The sequence below is a fragment of the Paenibacillus sp. FSL H7-0737 genome, from assembly GCF_000758545.1.
Classification (GTDB): Bacteria; Bacillota; Bacilli; order Paenibacillales; family Paenibacillaceae; genus Paenibacillus_AQ.
Map to the genome: position 1 here is coordinate 887,560 of NZ_CP009279.1, position 24,119 is coordinate 911,678.

A 24,119-nucleotide genomic window follows, 5' to 3' on the forward strand; every position below is an offset into this window, starting at 1 on the left:
ATTTTTTTATATTTTAAGCTAAAATGATTGAAACTGGTTTCAAAAACTGTCCCTATCTGGAGTGAGTGTAGAAATGGCAAATATTTTAGATGTGGCGCGTTTAGCAGGAGTGTCTAAGACGACCGTATCCCGAGTAATAAATAACTATCCTCATATTTCAGCAGATAAAAGAGAATTGGTATTAAAAGCAATGGAAGAGCTTGAATATACCCCGAATCTCTCGGCAAGAAGATTAAGAGGACAAGTGACAACAACGATAGCTGTCGTAGTTCCTAGAATTGTGAATCCTTTTTTCTCCTATTTAGTTGATTCCATAGAGAAGGTTGGTTACAAAAACGGCTACCAAACCTTGATCTGTCAGACTAATGAGGATAAGGAGAGAGAATTAACCTATTTAAATTTGTTGAAGACCAAACAAGCGGACGGCATCATCATGGCATCCATTGAGAATGATTGGAAAGTCATTGAACCGTATACTGAATTTGGGCCTATTGTGTTATGTAATGAATATGTGAGTAATGCAAAAATTCCGATGATTCGGCTGGATCAATTTAAAGGTACATACTTAGGAATCAAGCACCTCATTGAAAGAGGTCACCGTAAAATTGCTTACTGTACGGGAGGTCTGTTTACCGAGGCCGGGAAAGATAAAGACCGTAACCTAGGTTATCAAAAAGCATTGGAAGAGGCCGGGATTCAAGTGAATCCTAACTGGATTTTGGTCAACCAGCATACCATTGAAGATGGGAAAAAAGTAATGAAACTCTTGCTTGAAATGAAGGATCGTCCAACCGCTGTGTTTACAGGCAGTGATGAAATTGCTGGTGGTTTGATGATGGCTGCGAAAAAGGAAGGGTTAAGTATCCCACGAGATCTGGCGATCATTGGTTTCGATGACCAGCCCCTCGCTGAAATGTTGGATCCCGCATTAACGACTATACGGCAGCCTATAGAGCAGATGGGGCGTAAAGCAGGGGAAGTTCTTATGGAGATGCTGGATGATTTCAATGTAGAGCCAGTTACTTATGAGCTTCCGGTAGAACTGGTAGTTCGAGAATCTACTTAACACTGATAAGCGAATTTGCAATGCAGACTCGCTTTTTTATTTCTCTTTATTGGTATCGATACCACGTCTAAGGGGTAAATAATTAACTGGAATTACCTTGTTTATCAGTAGTTTTTCCGAATAATTTATAAACTTAGCTTTAAATTGTATTGAAACCGATACCAAGTGATGTTACAATACAGGCAAGAAAGCTTTCTAGTATATAAGCCAGTTGAATTTATGAAGAATTTTTTTAACTAATGAAAACGGTATCAATCTGATGTTCAGACTTTTATAGGGGTCTAGCATATAAAAAAGCACAAAATGGAGGGGTTTTGTTTGAAAAAGATATCTGTTTTATTATTTGTTCTTTTGCTTGCTGTTTCATTGACAGCTTGTGGTGGATCCAACGGAGCGGGGTCCAGTCCGGCAGCGAACTCGAAGGATGAGCAAGTCAGCATAATTATTACGAACGGTAAAGGTGAAATCGCTTCCCAATGGGAACAGGCGGCTAAAGATTTCATGGCAGCGAATCCAAATATCAAGGTTGAGGCTGTCTCAGGAGCTGTTGGTGATACCGTTAATTTGCTGGATAAACTTACGGCATCCGGTAAAACGGTAACTATGGCGATGATGTCCCCCGACTCCATTGTGAACAAATATAAAGATTTCGGTATAGATCTTTCAGGTGAGAAGTGGAATGAAGAAACGGTTTACGGCGTTAAAGACGCAGAGGGAAAAATTGCCGGTTTTCCATTTTCAATAGAAGGCTTCGGTCTCGTATACAACAAGAGTGTACTTGATAAGGCTGTTGGCGGTACCTTCGATCCGCACACTATCAATACTCGTGACAAACTAAAAGAATTATTAGATCAAATTAAAGCATCCGGGGTGAAATATCCGGTTGCCTATCAAACTGAAAACTGGTCCGTAGCGAACCATTACAGTACACAGTTTGTGAATCAGGCAGAAGATCCGAACACGATTGTAGAGCAACTAAAAGCCGGAACATTTGATTTAGCTAGTAATGATGTTTGGAATGGTTACTACGATACGATGGATCTGCTGGTATCCAAAGAATACAACAAATACGGTGAACGTCCACTGGGCAAGTACTATGACGATGCGCATGTAAGTGTGGGTAAAGGGGAGTCAGCTATCCTGTTTAACGGGAACTGGGCTTATGATTCATTGCAGGCGGTTAGTGGAGAATCCTTCGGATTTATACCTGTCCCAGTGGATAACAATCCAGACAATCCGCTGAACAATAAGATTGCTGCAGGTCCAACTAATATTCTGGTGATTAATAAAGCGGCAACCCCGGCTGAGCAAGAAGCAGCTAAGAAGTTCCTGAACTGGCTCGTTTATGATGAAAAAGGTCAAGATTTTCTGGTGAACCAGTCGCAAGTCGTCTCGGCCTTTAAGAACAACTCTTTGAAAGTGAACAATCCACTCGGATCAGCGATTGCGGATGCTGTGGTAGCCGGCAATACGATGCCGTTCAGCTCAAACTATGTGAAGGTCGAGGATTGGGGCAACATTCTTGCACCGGATATTCAGAAATATATCGCCCAAAAAGAATCCCGTGCTGATCTTGCCAAAGCTATTGAAACCTATTACAAAAGCCAAAAGTAATTAATCATTTGCTGAATTGCGGGAAACGGGTTGGGGTGACTCTCACCTGTTTCCTCCTTAAAGCAATTAGGGGTGTGCTAAACGTATGATATCAGAAAAACGTCTGATCAAACGAATGGGCAACCAGTTATTTTTCACCGGTCCCACGATCATTTTCTTTACGATTGCCGTGCTGATTCCTTTTGCATATGGATTATATCTGACCTTTACCAATATGACCTCTCCATTAAATCCAATAGAGTTCTCAGGTTTAGCTAACTATAAGACAGCATTTACGGACTCCAAGTTTTGGGATTCTCTTTTGTTGACCGTTAAGTTTGTCGTGACAACTGTTATTATCATCAATATTCTCGGTTTTATATTGGCTTATTTAGTGACTTCCGGAGTGAAGATGCAAAATTTCTTTCGAACCTCCCTGTTCACACCGAATTTGATTGGTGGCTTGATTCTAGGTTACATCTGGCAGTTTATATTCGTACAAACCATGCCTTCTATTGGTGAGAAGTTCGGGATAGAATGGCTGCGTTTAGGGTGGCTAGGGGATGAACATTTAGCTTTCTGGGCCATTGTTATTGTGTCGATCTGGCAATCAGCGGGCTATATGATGATCATTTTTGTCGCTGGCTTAGTCAATGTGCCAAAAGATGTAGTGGAAGCAGCCACGATTGATGGTGCCAATGGATGGCAACGGTTGAGAAAGGTTACTTTGCCGCTGATGGTTCCTTCCTTTGTAGTGACCATCTTTTTAACTCTGAAGAATGCCTTTATGGTTTACGACGTTAACTATTCTCTAACGGCAGGCGGACCATATGATAGTACAACCATGGTATCGATGCATGTGGTAAAAAAGGCCTTTGTCGAAAATAATTATGGCGTTGGCCAAGCGGAAGCCTTTGTATTGTTTGCTATCGTTGCAGTTGTTACCGGCCTGCAGGTTTATTTCAGTAAGAAATTGGAGGTTGCTGCATGATGAGTGCTAGACGAAAAACTTCCGTGATTCTGACGTATTTATTTTTAATTGTGTTTTTCATTATTTTTGTTTTTCCATTCTTCCTTATGATCGTCAATTCCTTCAAGAGTAATGGTCAAATTCTCGAAAGCCCTTTTTCACTGCCGAGCAGCTTAAACTTTGGGCATTTTGCTGAAGTCATTGATAAAATGAATTTTTTTGTCTCGTTTAGAAATACAGTCGTAGTCACCTTTTTCAGTGTCCTATTCATTGGTGTTTTTGCAGCAATGACCGCCTATTACATGGTGAGACATTCGACTAAATTCAATAATGGTTTCTTCGCACTAATGGTGGCTTCCATGATTATTCCGTTTCAGTCCATTATGATTCCTCTGATTTATATCTACGGGGCAAAACTTCACTGGATCGATGCAGCGCCTATTCCATTATTGATTATTCTTTACATCGGCTTCGGAAGTGCGTTATCGGTATTTATGTACCATGGTTTTGTGAAGTCGATTCCTTATGAATTGGAAGAGGCGTCACTGCTCGATGGATGTAATCGTAGACAGACTTTCTTTAAGATTGTACTGCCTATGTTGGCTCCAACATCAGTGACAATTGCGATTCTGAATGTGTTATGGATTTGGAATGATTATCTGCTACCTTCATTGGTGCTGACTCAGGATAACCATTTTACTATGCCTATTAAGATGAAGGTGTTTAACGGAACGTATATGAATAACTGGGAGCTGTTGATACCAGCACTTCTGTTAACGATCCTGCCGATTCTTATTGCTTATTTGTTTGGTCAACGTTACATCATCAGAGGCGTCAGCCAAGGCGCTATTAAATAAGATAAAGAAAGCCCTAAACTCGGGTGCTGGAGGAAGTGTGGAGTTATGGAGACTAGAAACAGCAACTGGTGGAAAGAAAGTGTGGTTTATCAGATTTATCCCCGGAGTTTTCAGGATTCAAATGGAGATGGAGTAGGGGATTTGCGTGGAATCATCAACCGACTCGGGTATTTAAGGGATTTGGGCATCAATGTTATTTGGTTGTGTCCGGTCTACGATTCACCTAATGATGACAATGGGTATGACATTCGGAATTTCTATAAAATTCAGGATGAGTTTGGAAGTATGGAAGATATGCTCGAATTGATCACACAAGCGGAAGCGTACGGAATTCGTATGATCATGGATCTGGTAGCGAATCACACCTCTGATGAACATGCTTGGTTTATGGAGTCCAGAAGTTCTAAGGACAATCCAAAGCGTGACTGGTATATATGGAAGCCTGGGAACGATGGCCAGGAACCAACCAACTGGGAATCGAATTTTGGAGGTTCAGCTTGGGAATATGACGAGACCTCACAGGAATATTATTTACATTGTTTCTCTAAGAAACAACCGGATCTTAATTGGGAGAATCCCGAAGTTCGCCAAAGCATCTTTTCCATGATGGATTGGTGGATTGACAGGGGAATAGCCGGATTTCGCATTGATGCGATCACATTTATTAAAAAAAATCAGCAATTTCCGCACCTTAAGTCTGAAGACGACCGCCGCTATGTGCCTCTGGCAGAAGCTTGTTTGAATCAACCCGGAATTTTGGATTTTCTTCACGAGATGAAACAGGAGGTTCTGGAACCTCGCAATGTGATGACGGTTGCGGAAGCCCCTGGAGTTCCGATAGAGCAAATTCATGAATATGTAGATGAGCAGAACGGCGTCTTTAATATGATATTTCAATTTGATCATGTAGATCTGGATGCCAAGCCAATGGCTAAAGGAATCTATCATCCTTGGAAGCTGACTGAATTTAAGCACGCGTTATCTAAATGGCAGATTGAGACAGCCAATAAGGGCTGGATGGCACTTTTTATGGAGAATCATGATCATGTGCGTTCGGTTTCAAAATTCGGTAACGACGGGATATACCATAAAGACTCAGCTAAAATGCTGGCTGCCTATTATTTCTTAATGCGAGGAACACCGTTTATTTATCAAGGACAAGAGATTGGAATGACCAATTATTTCATGGCTTCAATTGAAGAGTATAGAGATATTGAGAGCTTAAATTATCACCGTAATGAAACTGCACTGGGTAGGTCTGAGGCAGATATTCTGAACTATTTAGCGATCAGAAGCAGGGATCAGGGTCGCACACCGATGCAATGGAGTTCAGAACCTATGGCCGGATTTACGAATGGGCAACCATGGATTAATGTGAATCCGAATTATTCGTCGATTAATGTGGAGGAAGAGCTACAAGACGGTAATTCTATCCTTCATTTTTATCGGGAATTAATCAAGCTGAGACGGGACAATAAAGCGTTAATTTATGGTGATTATCATGAGATTTATGTGGACTCGAATGAGCTAGGTGGATATGTTCGAACTTATGAGAATGAATGTTGGACAGTAATCTGTAATTTTACGGATCAAACCATTCCCTTAACCGACCCTCTTGCAGGCTATGTTGTGCTGTCTAACATTAATAATCATGATAATGGTCTGTTGAGGCCTTATGAGGCTTTAATATGCAAAGGGGAAAAAAGCGCAGATGTAGCCGAAATCTAACGAGGGGGATTTATAATGCAAATTAAGAATGAAGCTATGTTGATTACCTATGCAGATAGCCTCGGGCGTAATTTAAAAGAATTAAACGAAGTATTAGATAAGCATCTGCGAGGCATCGTTGGAGGTGTTCATTTACTACCGTTTTATCCTTCTTCGGGTGACAGAGGATTTGCACCAATGGATTATACCAAAGTGGATCCTGCATTCGGAGATTGGTCGGACGTCGAAGCGATGAGTAAAGATTATTATATGATGTTTGATTTTATGATTAATCATATCTCCAGACAATCTCCTTATTTTCAGGACTTTCTTGAGAAAAAGGATGCATCAGAATATGCCGACTTGTTTATCCGTTACAAGGATTTTTGGCCGAACGGGGAGCCCACTCAGGAAGATGTGGATTTAATCTATAAGCGTAAACCACGCGCTCCATACGTAGAGGTTGCCTTTAAGGATGGTAGCTTGGAGAAAGTATGGTGTACCTTTGATGAACAACAGATTGATCTGGATGTGACCACAGCAACGACGCAGAAATTTATAACAGACAACCTTACTTTTTTGGCGGAAAAAGGTGCTTCAATTATTCGACTAGATGCTTTCGCATATGCCAACAAAAAAATCGGTACGAATTGTTTCTTTGTTGAGCCGGATATTTGGGAGATGCTGAATCAATCTGAGCAGGCCGTTGCCCCTTATGGTGTGACCGTGTTGCCGGAAATTCATGAGCATTATAGCATCCAGTTAAAAATCGCAGAACAGGATTACTATGTATATGATTTTGCGTTACCAATGTTGGTGCTGCATGCTTTATTTAGTGGGAAAGTAAACCGGTTGGTTCATTGGCTGGAGATTTGCCCGAGAAAGCAGTTTACAACACTAGACACGCATGATGGTATTGGTGTGGTGGATGTAAAGGATCTTTTGAGCGATGAAGAAGCAGAAATGACAAGAGAAAGTCTCTATAGCCAAGGAGCTAATGTCAAAAAAATATATAGCACTGAAGCATATAACAACCTTGATATTTACCAAATCAACTGTACCTATTATTCAGCACTTGGGAATGATGATCAGGCTTATTTGCTGGCGAGAGCCATCCAATGTTTTGCGCCAGGCATACCACAGATTTATTATGTGGGACTATTAGCTGGAGTGAATGATATAGAGCTTCTGGAAAAGACCAAAGAAGGACGGAATATTAATCGGCATTATTATACCCAAGATGAGGTTGATGCTGAGGTGAAGCGCCCGGTTGTGCAAAAGCTCTTTAACATTTTGAAATTCAGAAATAGTAATCCAGCCTTTGATGGAGACATTCAGATTGAACAGTTGGATGAGAATAATGTGGTGATAACTTGGAAAAATCTGCTGAACGAAGCGAAACTGGAAGCGAATCTGTTAACCAAGGCATTTACGATTTCGCAAAAAGAAAAGTTAGCGGATTGGGAAATGGTTGCATTGTAAGGGAGTATCCAGTGAGTTGATGAATCATGTTAAAATAGGGGGACGCTAAAATGCGTTCTTCTTTTTTTTTGCGAATAACCTTATAGAAACGATGGTGGGTATGAAGATTGAGTACGACAATCAGGTGATCGAGTTTAATGTTCAATATGGAAATGGCAAGAAAATCTCCATTCATATAGATTCTTCGGGCCGTATAACGCTCAAAGTTCCCAAGAAAACAAGTGAAGAGACGATCAAAAGCGTTGTAGAGCGTAATGGGAAATTAATAGTGGAGAAGCTAAAAAGTATTGAAGCGAACCGAGAAACACCAAAGCTCAAAGAGTATGAAGACGAGGGTAAGTTCCTGTATCTAGGCAAATATTATTCGCTTCAAGAGTTAATAGAGACAGGGGATTTAAATGAGGAAGAGCTTAAACTTAAGCTGAAGAAATTCTATTTCGCTAGCTGTAAGAAGGTTGTAGGTGAACGGATCAATAAATATCAGACACAGCTTAGAGTAAAGCCTAAGACGATTGACATTGTTGAGTCTAGAACCAAGTGGGGAAGCTGTAGCTCGGATAAAAAGCTAACCTTTAACTATCGCCTAGCGATGGCTCCAGTGGAGGTAATCGATTATGTGATTATCCATGAACTGTGTCATTTACTTCATATGAATCATGACCGCTCTTTTTGGCGAAAGGTTGGAAGCCTCATGCCGGATTATAAGGAGAAGGAAGAGTATTTAGCTAGATATGGGCGTGCTATGACGCTGTGATAAATTAGTATTGATTCACGATTTGAAACAACACAAGGATGTCCCTAATGAAGGGATATCCTTGTTTATTGTTAATGAGTTCCTCATGATGTTAAAGGGTACGAACGCTATCTCTTTTTATTAGCTCGCTAGGAAGCATGACATGATGAATAGCTTGTTGTTTCTCTAGTAGATCTATGAGGATCTGAGCAGCGTTGGTTCCTAACTCGTATTTATGTTGATTCACTGTAGTCAAAGCTGGTGTGCAATACGCTGTCAAATCAATATTATCGTAACCTATAATTGAAATATCCCCGGGCACCGCTTTTCCGGCTTCCTTCACACCCTGCATAGCTCCAAGCGCCATCAAATCACTTGCACAAAAAATAGCAGTGACCTCAGGATGGCTGGACATCATCTGCTGAGCAGCTTCTTTTCCTCCTTGTTCGGAAAATAATCCGTTAAAAACGAGGGATTCGTCAAAGGGAATACCGTAATTCTCAAGGGCGAGACGGTAACCTTCTAATCGAAGAAGTGCTACATCTGCTTGGGTATGTCCGTTAATCATAGCAATATGGCGATGTCCTGACTCTAGCAGATGAGTTACTGCGTGAAGCGCCCCTTTTGTATTATCAGAGGTGACATAACCGACATTTGGCCCTTCAAGTGTAATATCAATGAGCACGCAAGGAATATCAGAGGATACGATTTCCTTGAGATAGGGATCATCCAGTCGAATCCCCATAATAATGACACCATCTACACCTCTTTCTTGGCATAATGTCTTATAGGATTTCACTCTTTGCTTTTGCGGGGTTGTGCTGAAGAGTACAAGGTCATAATCCAGCTCTCCTGAACGATCATTGATCCCGCATAATACTTCAAAGGCTATATTGTCTTTGGAGCTATCTCTTGTTACGTTGGAGAGTAGGAGACCCAGCGTTTTTGTTTTTTTAGATATAAGCGATCTGGCAGCCATGTTAGGGCTATAGCCTAATTGGTCTGCAATAGTTCTAATCTTGAGCCGGGTACCTTCGTTAACATCGTCATAACCATTTAAGGCTCGGGAGACGGTTGTTACGGATACGCTGGCGGCTTTGGCAATATCTTTTATAGTAACCATAAGGATACCTCCTTCATATTTAGGGACAATAAGGCCATATGTAGTATTTAAATATTAAAAAAATAAAATATAAAATGCATCTTGTAAATGCTTTCATCATGATTTATAATTCGATTATACCTTATCCGAAACGTTTTGGTAAGTCTGTCGAGCATTCGATTATCTGAAGATATATATTTTTTTGTGCTTTTTCCGAAACGTTTCGGATACACAGCGAAGAAATGAGGGGAAGTTTTGAATTATCGAGTTATCAAAGAAAATGATCTGTTTCTAATGACGGACAAAAGTGGGGACATACCGGACAATGATCAATCGGGTCTAGGTCTCTATACCAGAGATACCCGTTTCTTAAGCCGAATGGAAATCCGAATTAATAATCAGCGACCGATATTGTTATCCTCCGCTGCCGATGAGAATTATATCTCTACCATTCGTCTTACCAATCCTCATATGGAGGAAGACGGTAAATTGATTTTGTGGCGTGAGTCTGTAGAGATTGAACGTACACGCTTTATTTATGAGGGTGCACTATATGAGACCTTCAAGTTAACAAGTTATTATCCAAAAGCAATCCAATTCGATTTCTCTGTGCTGTTAGATGCAGATTTTACAGATATGTTCGTGATTCGTGGGTTTCAGCATGGAAAGCTAGGAAGTAAGACGGGTGAACGAAGTGCTTCAGGTGAAAGAGTGATCAGTTATCTCGGGGCAGATGAGTTACTGAGAGAAACCAAGGTGAAATGGGATACTCAGGAAAGCCGAATAAGCGAGGCAGGTGAGGTACATTTCGATGTCGAGCTTAAGCATCAGGAGAGTGTTGAAATCGCTTTCTTTATTGCTCCGATGATAGATGGCAACGAGCCGCTGCAGCATGAACCTAAGGAAGCAATGAATAAACTCAGAGCATCTTACGCTAGTTGGAATGCTTCATCGACTTCCATCAGCAGTGATATGCCGTTATTTAACAAGCTGTACCATCGAGGTGTTCAAGATTTACGGGTGCTGCTAACAGACCTTGGTTATGGGCAGTTTCCGGTTGCAGGCTTGCCGTGGTACTCCGTTCCCTTTGGACGCGACAGCCTGATTGCAGCGCTGCAGATGTTATCTTTGAATCCTCAAATTGCTAAGGGAACCTTACTTACAATGGCTGCCTACCAAGGACAGAAGGAAGATGAGTGGCGCGACGAGCAGCCAGGCAAAGTGATGCACGAAATCCGGTATGGAGAGTTAGCGGCTACTAACCAGGTTCCGTTCACACCATATTACGGCACAATCGATGCAACACCTCTGTTCCTGCTGCTTACGGCAGAGTATTACCACTGGACAGGAGATCTTGACTTTGTTAGCTCTTTAATGCCGCATCTCAACGCTGCATTGAATTGGATTAAAGAATATGGCGATTATGATAAGGATTCCTTTGTGGAGTATTATCAGAAGTCATCCAAGGGAATTGCCAATCAAGGTTGGAAGGATTCTGCGGATTCCGTCATTCATAGTAATGGTGATTATGCGGAGGCCCCGATCGCGCTAGTAGAGGTTCAAGGTTATGTGTATCAGGCGCTGACTCGACTTGCTCCTATCTTCAAGAGCTTAGGTCACGAAGAACAGGCAGAGGTTATGGAAAAAGATGCAGCTCAGCTGCGAACCCGTTTCGAGGAAGACTTCTGGATGGATGATGAGCAATTTTATGCAATCGCCTTGGATAAGGATAAGAAACGGGTAGACTCCGTTACTTCGAATGCAGGACATATTCTAATGTCAGGAATCGCCTCGCCAGAGCGGGCAAAAGCAGTTGCGGAAAGACTAGTAGCCCCTGATCTCTTCGGAGGATACGGTATTCGGACTATGAGTACTGCGGCTACAGGTTACAATCCGATGAGTTACCATGACGGAAGTGTATGGCCGCATGATAACTCACTCTGTTTGCTTGGCCTAAGTCAGTCCGGGTTCACAGAGGAAGCAATCACTGTTATGCAAGGATTACTGAACGCAGCTGACCAATTTGAATATTACAGATTGCCTGAATTGTATTGTGGTTACAGTGACCAGCTCGGTGCTCCTGTTCCTTATCCGGTAGCCTGTTCTCCACAAGCATGGGCGGCTGGAACACCATTGACCTTCGTGCAAGCGCTCCTTGGTCTTCAACCGAATGCTCTAACCCGGCAGATTACGATCAAGCCTGCACTTCTAAACGGTATGAATGACTTAAAGGTGGAGCAATTACAGATTGGCAATGGCACGCTCAGCCTGCGAGTTAGTCGTGTGGATAACGAGCCAAAGCTGGAGATTTTATCTAACCAAACAGGTTATGAACTGGTGATTCTATAGGCAATACGTAATTTTTTTATATAAAAAGCCTGACAATACTAAGGAGGTTGTATTGAAAATGAGAAAATCGGGGTTAATAATTCTATCTTTGATGCTGGTTGCTGGACTAATGTTGACCGCATGTGGTGGCAACAAAACAAACAGTAACGCAGGAACGGCAGCAACAAACAATAGCACAGATAAAGAAACAGCAGCACCGACAACGGATGAGCCGGTTACGATTACTCTTGCAGGCTGGGGAGCGAGTCCTGAAGAGCAGGATCTGTTAAATCAGACGCTGAAGGAGTTCGAAGCTAAATATCCGAATGTGAAAGTGAATTACGAAGTTATTGCCGATCAATACATGGATGTTATCAAGACTAGACTCATAGGTGGAGAAGGTCCGGACGTCTTCTATCTGGATGCATTTGAGGCGCCTGGTCTCATTGAAGCTAATGTGCTGGAGCCGTTGGACAGTTATGTGACACCTGAGTTTGATGTTGCAGACTTTGAACAGCCAATGGTTGATGCTTTTAAGAAGGATGATGTATCTTACGGATTCCCTAAGGATTTCTCTACACTTGCTATGTTCTACAATAAAAAGGATTTTGCCGAAGCGGGAATTACGACTCCTCCAACAACTTGGGATGAACTGAAAGCAGATGCGATCAAGCTGACTAAAAAAGAAGGAGATAAAATCACTCGTTATGGTTTCGGCGTTGCTCCTGAGCTTGCACGTCAGATGTTCATGATCCAAGCGTTCGGTGGAAAAGTTTCTGACGAAGAAGGCAAAGCAACCTTCGCATCTGCGGAAGCACTACCAGGTCTTCAGCTTGTTGTAGATATGCATAACGTTGACAAATCCTCCGGTGAGCCTAAGGAAGTAGGTGCTGGCTGGGGTGGAGAAATGTTCGGGCAAGGCAAGGCTTCTATCGTATTCGAAGGCAACTGGGCGATTCCATTCCTGGAATCCAACTATAAGGATCTGGATTATGCTACCGCTGAGCTTCCAACGGTGAACGGCACTAAAGGCACAATGGCCTTTACGGTAGCTTATGTAATGAACAAGCAATCGAAGAAGAAAGAAGCGGCTTGGCAGTTAATCTCTTTCTTGACAGGCAAAGACGGAATGAAGACCTGGACCAGCAAAGGGTTCGCACTTCCTACACGGAAATCGGTCGCACAGGAGCTGGGCTACGACAAGGATGAACTGCGTGGAGCAATTGTAGCGGGTGCCTCCTATGCAACGCCTTGGCAAGCCGCATCTACGTTGCCTACCATCACTAATAACTTCAATAACCAATTTGTAGATACATTTATGGGCAACTCTAAGCTTGAGGATGCAATGAAGAAAGCTGAAGATGTAGCGAATAAGGAAATTGAAGCAGCAAAATAAACGGATTGAAGGGGGAGGGTCTTCGGACCACCCCTTCCTTCTTTCATTCTGATACGAAAGGAAAAGTGAAGCATGACTCAAGTCTCAACATTTAGAAAGAAGCTAAGAAATAATGTGACGGCCTATCTGTTCCTGCTTCCTACTATTCTTGTACTGGGCACTTTTTTGTTCCTGCCAGTTTTTTATTCGCTCTATTTATCAGGACATAAGGTAAATTTACTTGGTGATGTCAGTTACAAGTGGGTTGGATTCAATAATTTTACACGTATGGCCGGTGACGAGAGAGCTTGGATTGCACTGAAAAACACGGCATCCTTTGCGCTGTTCGTTGTACCTTTGCAGACTGCATTTGCTATTTTATTAGCCGTTATTTTGAATGCTAAGCTTAGATTTAAAAATTTCTTCCGAATCGTATTTTTTATGCCGACGGTTACTTCCTCGGCGGTATTGTCACTTATTTTTATGTGGATTTACAATTCAAACGGTCTGCTGAACCGTGTGCTTGAGTTCGTAGGTTTGCATGGTTACAACTGGCTTGGAGATCCGGCGGTCGCTCTTAAGGCGATCATGCTTATGAATATATGGTCTACTGCTCCGTTTTTTATGGTAGTCTTCTTAGCTGCACTGCAAGATATCCCTGATGCATTGTACGAGTCGGCCATGCTGGATGGGGCAGGAGGATTTAGACGTTTTATTTCTATTACGCTTCCGATGATTAAGCCAGCGACCTTCTTCACGGTAGTTATGGGAGTCATTGGTACCTTTCAGCTATTCGATCAATCGTATATTTTTTCGGCAGGCTCCGGCGGCCCGAATAACTCTACCTTAACGGTGGCATTGCTTATCTATCAGTATGCGTTTAAAAATCTCGACTTCGGTTACGCTTCTGCGCTCGCTGTCATGCTGGCTGCGGTCATTATGATCGTAACGCTGATCCAGCGGAAGCTATTCTCCGAAGAGAAGCTGAACTAGGAGGACGATCAGGTGGTAATTAACTATTCCAAAGGGGTTAAGGTGGTTCTGTATTTCCTGTTATTCGCATATGGGTGCGTGACGGTCATACCTTTCCTATGGGCACTATCCTCATCGTTTAAACCGTTAAGCGAGATTGTGTCAGGGAGTATCAACTTTATTCCAAAACAGTTCACTTTCCAGAACTATTACGACATCTTCGTGAAGGAGCCGCTGTTCCTCAGATGGATGTTCAACAGTGCACTCATCGCTGTAGTTTCAACGCTATGCAATACCTTGTTCAACTCTATGGCGGGTTATGCGCTTGCACGTATTGATTTTACAGGCAGCAAGGTTGTGTTTTTTCTTATCTTGGCCGTACAGATGATTCCCGGCCAATTGACTATCGTGCCTGCATATCTGATCATGAAACAGCTTGATTTGTTGAATACTTATGCCGCACTGACGCTGCCGATGATGGTAAATGCGACGTTCATCTTTATGATGCGGCAATTCTTCCTGAGCTTTCCGAAAGAGCTGGAGGAGGCTGCCGAGATGGATGGTCTAAATAAGTTCGGCACATTTTTCCGCATTGCTCTGCCACTTGCTATCCCCGCATTGGCGGCTCAGACGATCTTTGTATTCATGGGTGCATGGAATGAATTTCTGAAGCCACTGATGTTCATGTCAGACAAGTCGATGTTCACACTTACACTTGGTCTCAATACTTTTAAGGGCCAGTATATTAGCCACTGGAATTATATTATGGCCGCATCAATGGTGTTTACCCTACCCGCACTACTTATTTATGCATTCTTCAACCGCTTCTTTATAAAAGGAATTACGTTTACCGGCAGTAAATAATTTAATTTACAAGGACCGCCACTGATCTTAAATCAGGGCGGTTTTTTGATATGTTCATGAATTGTTACCATTCTATTGATCTTATATGGGGAAGTTGGGGTATAAAAGGAAGGGAAGAGGTAAAACTATGTTCACAAAATAGAACTGGAAGAAATTTAAATGCGGAGGTAAATGATGACACAGAATAAAGGAAATTCACAACGTCAGATTCGAACTTCAATTCTTTGTTTGATCTGTGCCTGCACCGTCCTATTAAGTGGCTGCTCTAAAGCTGCCAATGAAACCACACAAGTAACTCCAACGCCTACAACAGAAGCCACTGCACCTGCAGCTACGAACAGTGCCACTGAACAACCCAATACCTCGTCCGGTACAAATACAGAGGGACTTCCGGCGGGTGTTAGTGTTAAGAGGGTGATTAAGGAAGTTGCTTTAAAGGATGGCTATCATAAAAAGATTGAGCTGCTGACAGACGGCGGCAAGCGGGTTACCATAACGGATGCGACTCAAAAGATTGTTTTGCAGCAGATTGAATATGATGGGAAGATTACTACGGCTAACGGTAAACAGGTTACCGTTAGAGTCGAAGGTGGGGGAGAGCAAAGCATAACCATTCCCGATCATGTAGTGATCGAAGATGAGGACATGCTTGGATTGATGCCAGGTGTTGATATCGAGTGGACAGTGAATGCCGAGGGGCAAATCGAAAGTGTTGAACTGGAGGATTAAAAGAGATACTGAGGTGGCTGGCTAAATGAAATTTCTAATCGTATTTGGCAGTATAGTGGTTCCCGTCGCCATGCTAATGATACAACGGAAATGGATAAAGTGGCGTATTGTTTTTAATGTAGCTTCTGTGTTGTCTACGCTTATTTTAGGTAATATTTCTGCCCTAGCTATATATGAAATATTAAGAGATAACACGGTATTTATGACCTCGATCCATGCAATTTTTTTGAATCCAATGTTCCTTTTAACGGGAGCTTATCTTGGAGTATATCTGGTCTATCGCTTGATGTTGATGACGTATGAAGAAGTATATGTATGATGTAGTTAAAAAAAGGAGTGTCCCCGTGAAGGGACACTTCTTTTTATGTTATACAGCGAAAGTTAAGAAGATTTTCCTACAACGTTTGTTCCACTCTTCGTGATCTTGTACGTAAGGATATCACCATTCCAGAAGTGGAATTTCAAGATGACCTCTCCATCTTTAACATCTTTAAAGAAGGCTGGAAGCAGCTTGATTTCTTTCGTGTTATAAGAGGGTGAGAACGTATTGCCGAACTCCTTGAATGGTGTCCAGTCTTGCGGGCCTGCATTGCCACCAGGGGTATAGACAGCCTCCATCGTGGCAAGCTGGTTACCATTAAAGGTAGTTGGAATCGCAAACGATTCAGTCGTACCTTTGGCATCACTTAATTTGGCAGTGTCATTCACGATGATCTTTAGTCTCCACGCAACACCTTTGTTGAATTTCAGCGTTAACACGGCATTTTCACCGTATTTTTGGGAAGCTGTGAGTTTTTTGAGTTGGCTGGCTTTGAGTGTGAGCTCCTCGCCATTCAAGGTGTAATCTTTTCCCTTTGTTAGATACTTCCCATTTGCACTAATCATGGTTAGCTTATTGCCGTTTAGGTTCAGCTTCACCTTGGTGTCTTTGATCGCTGCACCTTTTTTTAGATAGACCAGATCGCTTTCAGTGCTGGAGGAACGTTCCTTCAGACCAGACATTAATACACCCTGCAGCTCAGAATCGGACCACTTATACGTTTTGCGGTTGAAATGCTGCCCATTATCCCAGAGCATGGAGGTCATTTTCTTTTCTTTTAAATAATAGGTAAGGTACTCGAAGAATTTCAGCTTCTCGCCTTGTTCAATCACACCTGTATCTTTATCGAATCCTAGCAGTCCAAACTCACCAACGATAACAGGGATTCCTTTGGCTACGAATGTGTTGTAAACGTTATCAAAAGTTTGGATGATATCGTTTTTTGTATCTTTTTCAAACGTGGTGTAACCAGCGATATTCACACTGAACGGCCAGAAGCCATAGTAGTGAACGGTCGCAATTATGTTCGGATCGTTAAGAGCTGTAATCGTCTTGTAGAGCTGATCCATTCTAGGTTGGGTAGGAGAAGTCTCTAATGAAGGTAGCACTAGTGGACGGACATCATTTTTTCCACCTGAGTTTCGAACGATCTGATGGAAGGAATTGTTGAGCTCTGCAAGCATCTGTTCCATCTTCGCTTCATCCGTACTTCCGCCATCTGTGAAACGAGGTTCATTAATGCTTTCGAACATCAGCTTATCGGATTTATCCTTGAAGCGGTCAGCAATTTGAGTCCATGCTGCATTATAACGCGCCAGCGTTTCCTCATGCTTCTCTTCCATATGACTTACCCATAACCAGGAGTCGTGATGGACGTTAATCATTACATATAACTTGGCGTCCAGCGCCCAGCCTACAACTTCTTCGACACGGTCGAGGTAAGCTTTTTCAATAGTGTAGTTCGGTGCTTCGCCTATGTGTGAATCCCAAGTGATAGGAATACGGATACTTTTGTAGCCTTGTGCGGCGATTTTCTTAATCAGTTCTTGGGTCACACGCGGATTGCCCCAGGAGGTTTCATCCTCACCTGTAGCATCTAGAGTATTGCCAAGGTTCCATCCGGGCTGCATATCGTCTACATAGGATTGGATCTTACTCTTTGGTGCTGCCTTAGCTTGTTGCTCGTCCTTAGTGGCAGCGGCGGCAATGGATGAGAACAAAGAGAGCAGAAGAGCGGTGACAAGGGTCAATGATAAGAATGATTTCTGGATTCGAGTAGTCATTGAATTCTCCTTTGTAAGATCATTTTTGAGGATGCTTAAACCTGACCTTCCTTGGTACTTTGGTACTTAGATGAACACGTACACCTCCATGAATTCGTTGTAAACGCTTACCAAATACCCTAACATAGAATAATTTCAACGAGTACCTTACTAATTTGTGGTAAATTCATATATGAATTAGTGATTTGCAGTGATTCCAAAGTTATGGAGGGCAATCCAGTGAGCAGATTTCATTACATAGGCTCGGCTACAGAACTTCCGTTAGGAGAAAGAGGCAGTGTACCGTCAGTAATGACATATAATGAAGTGAAAAATTCCCCGGAGTATAAGAAACAAAGAGAGGCTCTGCGCCTGCAAGGTATAATTCCTTTGGATGACATCGCAGATCTGTCTCATTTAAGAGATGAGGACTGTCTTGTATACGACTCGGAAGAAGATGCAGCGGGTATTTTTATAGAGGAACTTGGGTATTGGAACGATGAGATTCGCAAGCATTTTCGGAGTCCGTATGTGTACCGGATTTCACCGAATTGGGGCGGCTTCTCTGTATCCCCTAAGCTAAAAGATACTCTACCGGGATCGTATAACGCCTCACTCAAGTGTTGTCGGGAGTTATTTAGGCTTATGACAGATTATGGGGTATCTGGTACCGAGTTCGAGCTCTATACATGCTGGGCTGAGGAAGAAGGACTCCCACGTAATAAAAAGTATGATCGAATCTTTGATTTGGCCTCTTTGTCACTGAAGGATGGTTTTGAGCTGAGAGAAAAAGAGTATATTGTGGTTAAAATGATTTGATATTCAATAGGATTATCGCTAACTACTCGTTATACAAAAAACAAATATTGCATGACAAAAGCAACTATATTAGATATGATGAAGCATGGAAAAATTAATATTAGCAATAGGTGCCAATTATGAATGTTTCGGAAATACAATCATAGATTGGTTAAATGGAAAGCGGGTGTGAATCCCGCGCGGTCCCGCCGCTGTGAAAGAGGAGTCCTTGCAAGGTACCACTGGGAAACTGGGAAGGTAGCAAGGGTGATGATACTTGAGCCAGAATATCTGCCTGTTTCTGATACACCGTTAAACTCTACGAGCGATAGAGAGGTGTTTGATATAGTATATGCCTGCTATTGTTGCGGTTCACTATCTTAAACCTCTTGACGTATGTTGAGTGGTTTTTTTGTAGTGCTATGAAAGTTTATTCTGTTTTTTAACATAGGAAGAGAAGGGAAGGGTTATGGAAACATGAAGAAAAATAAGTTTTTAGCTTGGTTACTTATTGTAGCAGTATTTATCACGACGTTCTCTACAAGCGTAATCCCGGCTCATGCGAATGAAGCAATTGCCGATAGTGCAGTTGTAACAACAGAGGTTGATCAAGCTCTAGTAGAGCAGATTAATGCGCTAGTACAAGAGCCAGATACAGAGAAGCCTACGATTTCAATAGAAGGTATACAAGATAAACAGGAAGTATCCAGTAAAGATGTGAGCTTCAAAGTAGTGGTTACAGACAATGTCTATAAAGACATTATTCCAGTAGTAAAGCTGAACCAAGTCGTTCTGTCAGCTACTAATGGTGAGTACAAAGCATCTCTAAACCCAGGTAGTAACGTAATCGCAGTAACAGCTATAGATGGCGCAGGAAACAAAGCAGATAATGTAACCTATCAGGTTACTTATAAAATCACTGCTAAAGAACAGTTAGATAAAAGCTTGGCCTACATCGTTAACACCGTAAAGAATCCTTCATTTGGAACAGGTAGCGGAGAATGGTCGATTCTTTCTCTAGCACGTGCGAACTACAAAGTACCTAACGGTTATTACAATCTCTATTACAACAATGTAGCTACGCGAATAGCAACGATAATTAAGGATGGAAAACTCGACGCTAGTAAAAGCACAGAGAACTCCAGAGCCATTCTAGGACTTACCTCTATCGGAAAAGATATCACGAATGTTGCAGGTCATGATCTAAGAAATGCACTAGCTGATTATCAATATATTCAGAAGCAAGGGAACAACGGTCCCATATTTGCTCTGATTGCACTAGATAGTCATAACTATGAGATTCCAGTATTATTCCCTGATCCTGATGAGAAGGGAGTTATATATCAAAGCACAAGAGAAAACCTGGTTCAGTACATCTTAGATAGAGAAGTTAAAAAAGGTGCAGCAGATGCCGGGGGCTGGGCTTTAGGTGTAACCAAAGCCGACGTCGATATGACCGGGATGGCGATGCAAGCACTTGCGCCTTATTACGCAAAGGATCCTAATGTAAAAGCTGCCGTGGATCGGGCGATTGCATGGTTATCGAGTGTACAAAATGCTCAAGGCGGATTTACAAGCTGGGGAAGCACAAGCAGTGAGAGCATTGCACAGGTTGTTGTTGCCTTAACTGGCGTAGGCGTAGATCCGCACAGTGACCCTAGGTTTATTAAAGAAGGAAATTCACTTATAGATGCTTTACTTAGCTTCTCTGGGCCGGATGGTGGATTCAAGCATATTCTCACCGGTAAAGTAGACGCTATGGCTACGGATCAAGGTACATATGCGCTCGTATCCTATGATCGTCTGATCAATAATAGCAACCGTCTCTATGACATGAATGATGTTCCATTTGAACAACCTACTACTGTTGTAGCCAAACAACAATTAAATAAAAACCTTGCCTATATCCTAAACACTGTAAAAAATCCGTCTTTTGGAACAGGTAGCGGGGAATGGTCGATTCTTTCTCTAGCACGGGCCAACTTCGAGGTTCCAAGTGGCTATTACAATCTTTATTATAATAATGTAGCTGCTGAAGTAGCTAAGCTAATGAAGGATGGAAAACTCGACCCTTCTAAAAGCACAGAGCATTCCAGAGCGATTCTAGGACTTACCTCGATCGGAAAAGATATCACGAATGTTGCAGGGCATGATTTAAGAAATGCACTTGCAGATTTTCAATATGTTCAGAAGCAAGGGCTTAATGGTCCCATATTTGCGCTGATTGCCTTAGATAGTCATAACTATGATATTCCTGTAGTAGAAGGCGTTACAGATCAAACCACAAGAGAAAAACTAGTTCAGTATATTTTAGAAAAAGAAGCACCAACTGGTGGATGGGCGTTATTTGGTACTAAAGCCGATACCGATATCACTGGAATGACGATGCAAGCACTTGCGCCTTACTATGCAAAGGATCCTAATGTAAAAGCTGCTGTGGATCGCGCGATTGCATGGTTATCAAGCACACAGAATGATCAAGGTGGATTTACAAGCTGGGGAAGCACAAGCAGTGAGAGCATCGCGCAGGTCATTGTTGCTTTAACTGGCGTAGGCATAGATCCGCACAGTGACTTAAGGTTTGTTAAAAAGGGAAATTCACTGATTGATGCACTGCTTACCTTTGCTGATCCGGATGGTGGATTTAAGCATATTCTCACCGGAAGAGTAGATGGGATGGCTACGGACCAAGGTACGTATGCACTTGTGTCCTATGATCGTCTGATTAATCACAGTAACCGTCTCTTTGATATGAATGATGTGGTAATTGAACAACCACCTGTACAACCAGAGGGTCCGAAAGAATTTCCGTTACCTTCTGGTGATAAGCCGGAAGTTGTAATCAATGATGATGCTCATGATTATATCGTTCCGATCAGCACAGGAGATAGCAACAAGGAAATAACGGTAGTTATTCCTAAAAGTCAACAATCGAAGGTTAGTGTTAGTTTACCTAATAACAGCGATCTTCCTCAGATTGAGGCTACCAAAGGTGACGTATCTGTAGTCATTCCTAAGGGTGCAAAAGTTACAAGTGGAAATGCCGCAGCGATTGAACTAATGTCACCTTTAACAGGCACAGAAGCTGCACTAAAAGATAGTCTGAATCAGATTATTTCCCAGGATAAGAAGCTGGAGAGCATTATTCAAGCTTTTTCTATGGGTGGCAGCGCAAGAGTAGAATTCAGTCAATTTATCACATTAACCTTTAAGGACCTTAAAGGAAAAGATGTAGCTTATATTCAAAATGGTGCACCTCATGCGATTCAAAAATTTGCAAGTGACGCCTTAGGTTTGGCAAGCGGCAAGTCAGAGTATGCCTACGATAATGGAAATGATTTAATCGTAAAAACCAATCACTTCACTGATTACATTGCGTACACATCCAGTGTAGTTCAGACACCTGGTGGCGACGGTGGTAGTGGCAATGGTGGAGGAACCACTCCATCGAAACCATATGTAACCCTATCCGTGGATAAGCTTACGATTAAGAAGGGATATGTTCTTCCATCTGTACAGGTAGAGCTACAATCTGGTGACACAGTGTGGTCTGTACTAGAGAGAGTGCTAGATAGCCGCGATATCGACTATAGATATTCTTGGAACAGTACATTTGGAAGTGTATATGTTGAATCCATAGCTGGTGATGGAGAATTTGACCATGGTAGCGGTAGTGGATGGATGTATAATGTGAATGGAAAATATCCTAATTATGGTGCATCTTCATATAACCTAAGTGCCGGGGATAGAATTCAGTGGCGTTATACTACGAATTTGGGTGTGGATCTAAATGCACCGATGCCAACTTTGAGCCCAACTCCAACCCCATCTGCTACACCAAAACCAAGTGGTACGCCAGCTCCAGGTGATATCGCTAAACCGGGTGACCCGAATGCGAGTCCATCGCCAACAGCGACTCCTAACGATATCAAGCACGTGTATAAAGATGCCGATAAGATCTCATCCTGGGCGTTCTCAGCGATTGAAACAGCTACAGTAAAAGGGTACATCCAAGGTAACAATGGTCAGGTAAATCCGAAAGATCACATTACAAGAGCAGAATTTACTAAGATCCTAGTATCAGCATTGGAACTTGATATCAAGAGTGACAAAGGAATTACCTACAAGGATGTCGCTCTGGGAGATTGGTTCTATCCATATGTGAATGCTGCTCATAAAGCAGGGTTAATTACAGGCTTTAATAATGAATTTAAGCCAAATGATAAGATTACTCGCGAACAAATGGCAGCCATTATTGTCAGAGCATTATCAATCCCGGCTACGAAGCCTGGGACAGCTATTAAAGATATCAATACTGTGTCTGCGTGGGCAAAAGCAGATGTGGAAACCATTGTTGCCACCGGACTTATGTTAGGTGATAATAATCAGTTTAAGCCTAAAGAGCTTGTAACTAGAGAAATGGCAGCTGTTGTAGCTTCTAGAACCCATGATTATAAGAGTGGCGACAAAGCAGTTAGTCCATATATTCAGAACACAGCAGCCTTTTTGCAAAAAACAGTAACAAACCCGGTCATCTCCTCGGTTGGCGGGGATTGGACAGTGTTCGGGCTGGCACGTTCTGGTGTGAAGGTTCCAGATAGTTATTACGCTAAGTACTATGCGAATGTAGAAGCCACCCTTAAAGAAAAAGCTGGGAAGCTGCATAGCGTAAAATATACGGAATATGATAGAGTTATTTTGGCATTAACTTCAATCGGCAAAAATATTGATAAAGTGGCGGGTTATAACCTACTGGAACCGCTCGCGGATTTTGATACTGTAATCAAGCAAGGCATTAATGGACCTGTGTTTGCCCTGATCGCTCTGGATAGTAATCATTACGACATTCCAGTGGTTAAGGATGTAAAGACGCAGACAACTAGAGAGATGCTCATTGATTACATTTTAGGTAGAGAGATCAACGGCGGGGGATGGGCACTAGGCAGTAATGCTACTGAGGCCGATCCGGATATTACGGGAATGGTTATTCAAGGCTTGACCCCTTATTACAAAACGAATGCCAAAGTAACGGCTGCTGTGGATCGTGGAATTGCTTGGTTATCCAAAACGCAAACAGCAGACGGTGGTTTTGCAAGCTGGGAATCTACGAATTCCGAGAGCATTGCTCAGGTGATCGTAGCTTTAGCTGGACTTGGTATAGATCCACATAAGGATTCCAGATTCATTAAAAATGGCCGTTCAGCGGTAGATGCGTTGCTTGGCTTTGCTGCACCTGAAGGTGGTTTTTATCACGTGAAGCAGGGTGGCGTAGGCAACGGAGGCGCGAAACCCGGAGAAGTAGATCTTATGGCTACGGATCAAGCGATGTATGCACTGGTTGCTTATGATCGGTTCGTTAAGGGTCAGACGAGTCTTTATGACATGACAGACGTTAAATAGAACTTTATTTAAAGAGATAAGCAAGGGTAGCATGTATACCCTTGCTTATTATTTAAGGTGG

At 42.3% G+C, this 24,119-nt stretch carries 17 protein-coding genes and 1 riboswitch; of the genes, 15 read left to right on the forward strand and 2 right to left on the reverse strand.

Features of this window, described 5'->3' with window-relative positions; genetic code table 11:
• Positions 1-73: 73 nt before the first annotated feature.
• The 7 genes from H70737_RS03885 to H70737_RS03915 all read left to right on the forward strand — a co-directional run bounded on the left by H70737_RS03885 (position 74) and on the right by H70737_RS03915 (position 8,429).
• A complete protein-coding gene (locus H70737_RS03885) occupies positions 74-1,066 on the forward strand; it encodes a LacI family DNA-binding transcriptional regulator (RefSeq protein ID WP_042184934.1) in 993 nt (330 codons plus the stop codon).
• 318 nt (positions 1,067-1,384) lie between these two features.
• Entirely contained in the window at positions 1,385-2,680 is a 1,296-nt protein-coding gene (locus tag H70737_RS03890; RefSeq protein WP_052404151.1) for an ABC transporter substrate-binding protein, read from the forward strand.
• An 85-nt stretch (positions 2,681-2,765) separates the two neighbouring features.
• Positions 2,766-3,650 (forward strand): carbohydrate ABC transporter permease, encoded by an 885-nt coding sequence (locus tag H70737_RS03895; protein WP_042184938.1) that lies wholly within the window; start codon positions 2,766-2,768, stop codon positions 3,648-3,650.
• The gene (locus H70737_RS03900; protein ID WP_156113201.1) at positions 3,650-4,486 is read left to right on the forward strand and encodes a carbohydrate ABC transporter permease; all 837 of its coding nucleotides are present in this window, start codon (positions 3,650-3,652) and stop codon (positions 4,484-4,486) included. Before H70737_RS03895 ends, H70737_RS03900 begins: the two co-directional genes overlap by 1 nt.
• Before the next feature lie 45 nt (positions 4,487-4,531).
• A complete protein-coding gene (locus H70737_RS03905) occupies positions 4,532-6,214 on the forward strand; it encodes a glycoside hydrolase family 13 protein (protein ID WP_042184942.1) in 1,683 nt (560 codons plus the stop codon).
• A gap of 15 nt (positions 6,215-6,229) precedes the next feature.
• On the forward strand, positions 6,230-7,675 hold the full coding sequence (gtfA, locus tag H70737_RS03910; RefSeq protein WP_042184943.1) for a sucrose phosphorylase: 1,446 nt from the start codon (positions 6,230-6,232) through the stop codon (positions 7,673-7,675).
• A 100-nt stretch (positions 7,676-7,775) separates the two neighbouring features.
• Positions 7,776-8,429, forward strand: a complete 654-nt coding sequence (locus H70737_RS03915; protein WP_042184945.1) for a M48 family metallopeptidase — start codon at positions 7,776-7,778, stop codon at positions 8,427-8,429.
• 91 nt (positions 8,430-8,520) lie between these two features.
• Here H70737_RS03915 and H70737_RS03920 read toward each other — a convergent pair whose 3' ends face one another.
• Positions 8,521-9,531 carry a LacI family DNA-binding transcriptional regulator gene (locus tag H70737_RS03920; protein WP_042184946.1) on the reverse strand — a complete coding sequence of 337 codons (1,011 nt, stop codon included), beginning with the start codon at positions 9,529-9,531 and terminating at the stop codon, positions 8,521-8,523.
• Between the two features lie 234 nt (positions 9,532-9,765).
• On the opposite strand from H70737_RS03920, the gene H70737_RS03925 reads away from it, so the two are divergent.
• The 6 genes from H70737_RS03925 to H70737_RS03950 all read left to right on the forward strand — a co-directional run bounded on the left by H70737_RS03925 (position 9,766) and on the right by H70737_RS03950 (position 16,097).
• Positions 9,766-11,859: an amylo-alpha-1,6-glucosidase gene (locus H70737_RS03925; RefSeq protein ID WP_042184947.1), complete on the forward strand. Its 2,094-nt coding sequence runs from the start codon at positions 9,766-9,768 to the stop codon at positions 11,857-11,859.
• 58 nt (positions 11,860-11,917) lie between these two features.
• Positions 11,918-13,234 carry an ABC transporter substrate-binding protein gene (locus H70737_RS03930; RefSeq protein ID WP_042184948.1) on the forward strand — a complete coding sequence of 439 codons (1,317 nt, stop codon included), beginning with the start codon at positions 11,918-11,920 and terminating at the stop codon, positions 13,232-13,234.
• A gap of 72 nt (positions 13,235-13,306) precedes the next feature.
• Positions 13,307-14,206 (forward strand): carbohydrate ABC transporter permease, encoded by a 900-nt coding sequence (locus H70737_RS03935; RefSeq protein ID WP_042184949.1) that lies wholly within the window; start codon positions 13,307-13,309, stop codon positions 14,204-14,206.
• Between the two features lie 18 nt (positions 14,207-14,224).
• Positions 14,225-15,049 (forward strand): carbohydrate ABC transporter permease, encoded by an 825-nt coding sequence (locus H70737_RS03940; protein WP_042193304.1) that lies wholly within the window; start codon positions 14,225-14,227, stop codon positions 15,047-15,049.
• A 171-nt stretch (positions 15,050-15,220) separates the two neighbouring features.
• On the forward strand, positions 15,221-15,778 hold the full coding sequence (locus tag H70737_RS03945; RefSeq protein WP_156113053.1) for a hypothetical protein: 558 nt from the start codon (positions 15,221-15,223) through the stop codon (positions 15,776-15,778).
• A gap of 25 nt (positions 15,779-15,803) precedes the next feature.
• Positions 15,804-16,097: a hypothetical protein gene (locus H70737_RS03950; protein ID WP_042184951.1), complete on the forward strand. Its 294-nt coding sequence runs from the start codon at positions 15,804-15,806 to the stop codon at positions 16,095-16,097.
• 62 nt (positions 16,098-16,159) lie between these two features.
• Here H70737_RS03950 and H70737_RS03955 read toward each other — a convergent pair whose 3' ends face one another.
• Positions 16,160-17,881 carry a cellulase family glycosylhydrolase gene (locus tag H70737_RS03955; RefSeq protein ID WP_042184952.1) on the reverse strand — a complete coding sequence of 574 codons (1,722 nt, stop codon included), beginning with the start codon at positions 17,879-17,881 and terminating at the stop codon, positions 16,160-16,162.
• 219 nt (positions 17,882-18,100) lie between these two features.
• On the opposite strand from H70737_RS03955, the gene H70737_RS03960 reads away from it, so the two are divergent.
• Both H70737_RS03960 and H70737_RS29650 read left to right on the forward strand, forming a co-directional pair.
• Complete coding sequence (locus H70737_RS03960) at positions 18,101-18,679, forward strand: hypothetical protein (protein ID WP_042184953.1); 579 nt, start codon at positions 18,101-18,103, stop codon at positions 18,677-18,679.
• Positions 18,680-18,770: 91 nt separating this feature from the next.
• Positions 18,771-18,971, forward strand: a riboswitch (cobalamin riboswitch).
• A gap of 164 nt (positions 18,972-19,135) precedes the next feature.
• Complete coding sequence (locus H70737_RS29650; RefSeq protein ID WP_052404152.1) at positions 19,136-24,058, forward strand: S-layer homology domain-containing protein; 4,923 nt, start codon at positions 19,136-19,138, stop codon at positions 24,056-24,058.
• The last annotated feature ends 61 nt before the right edge of the window (positions 24,059-24,119 follow it).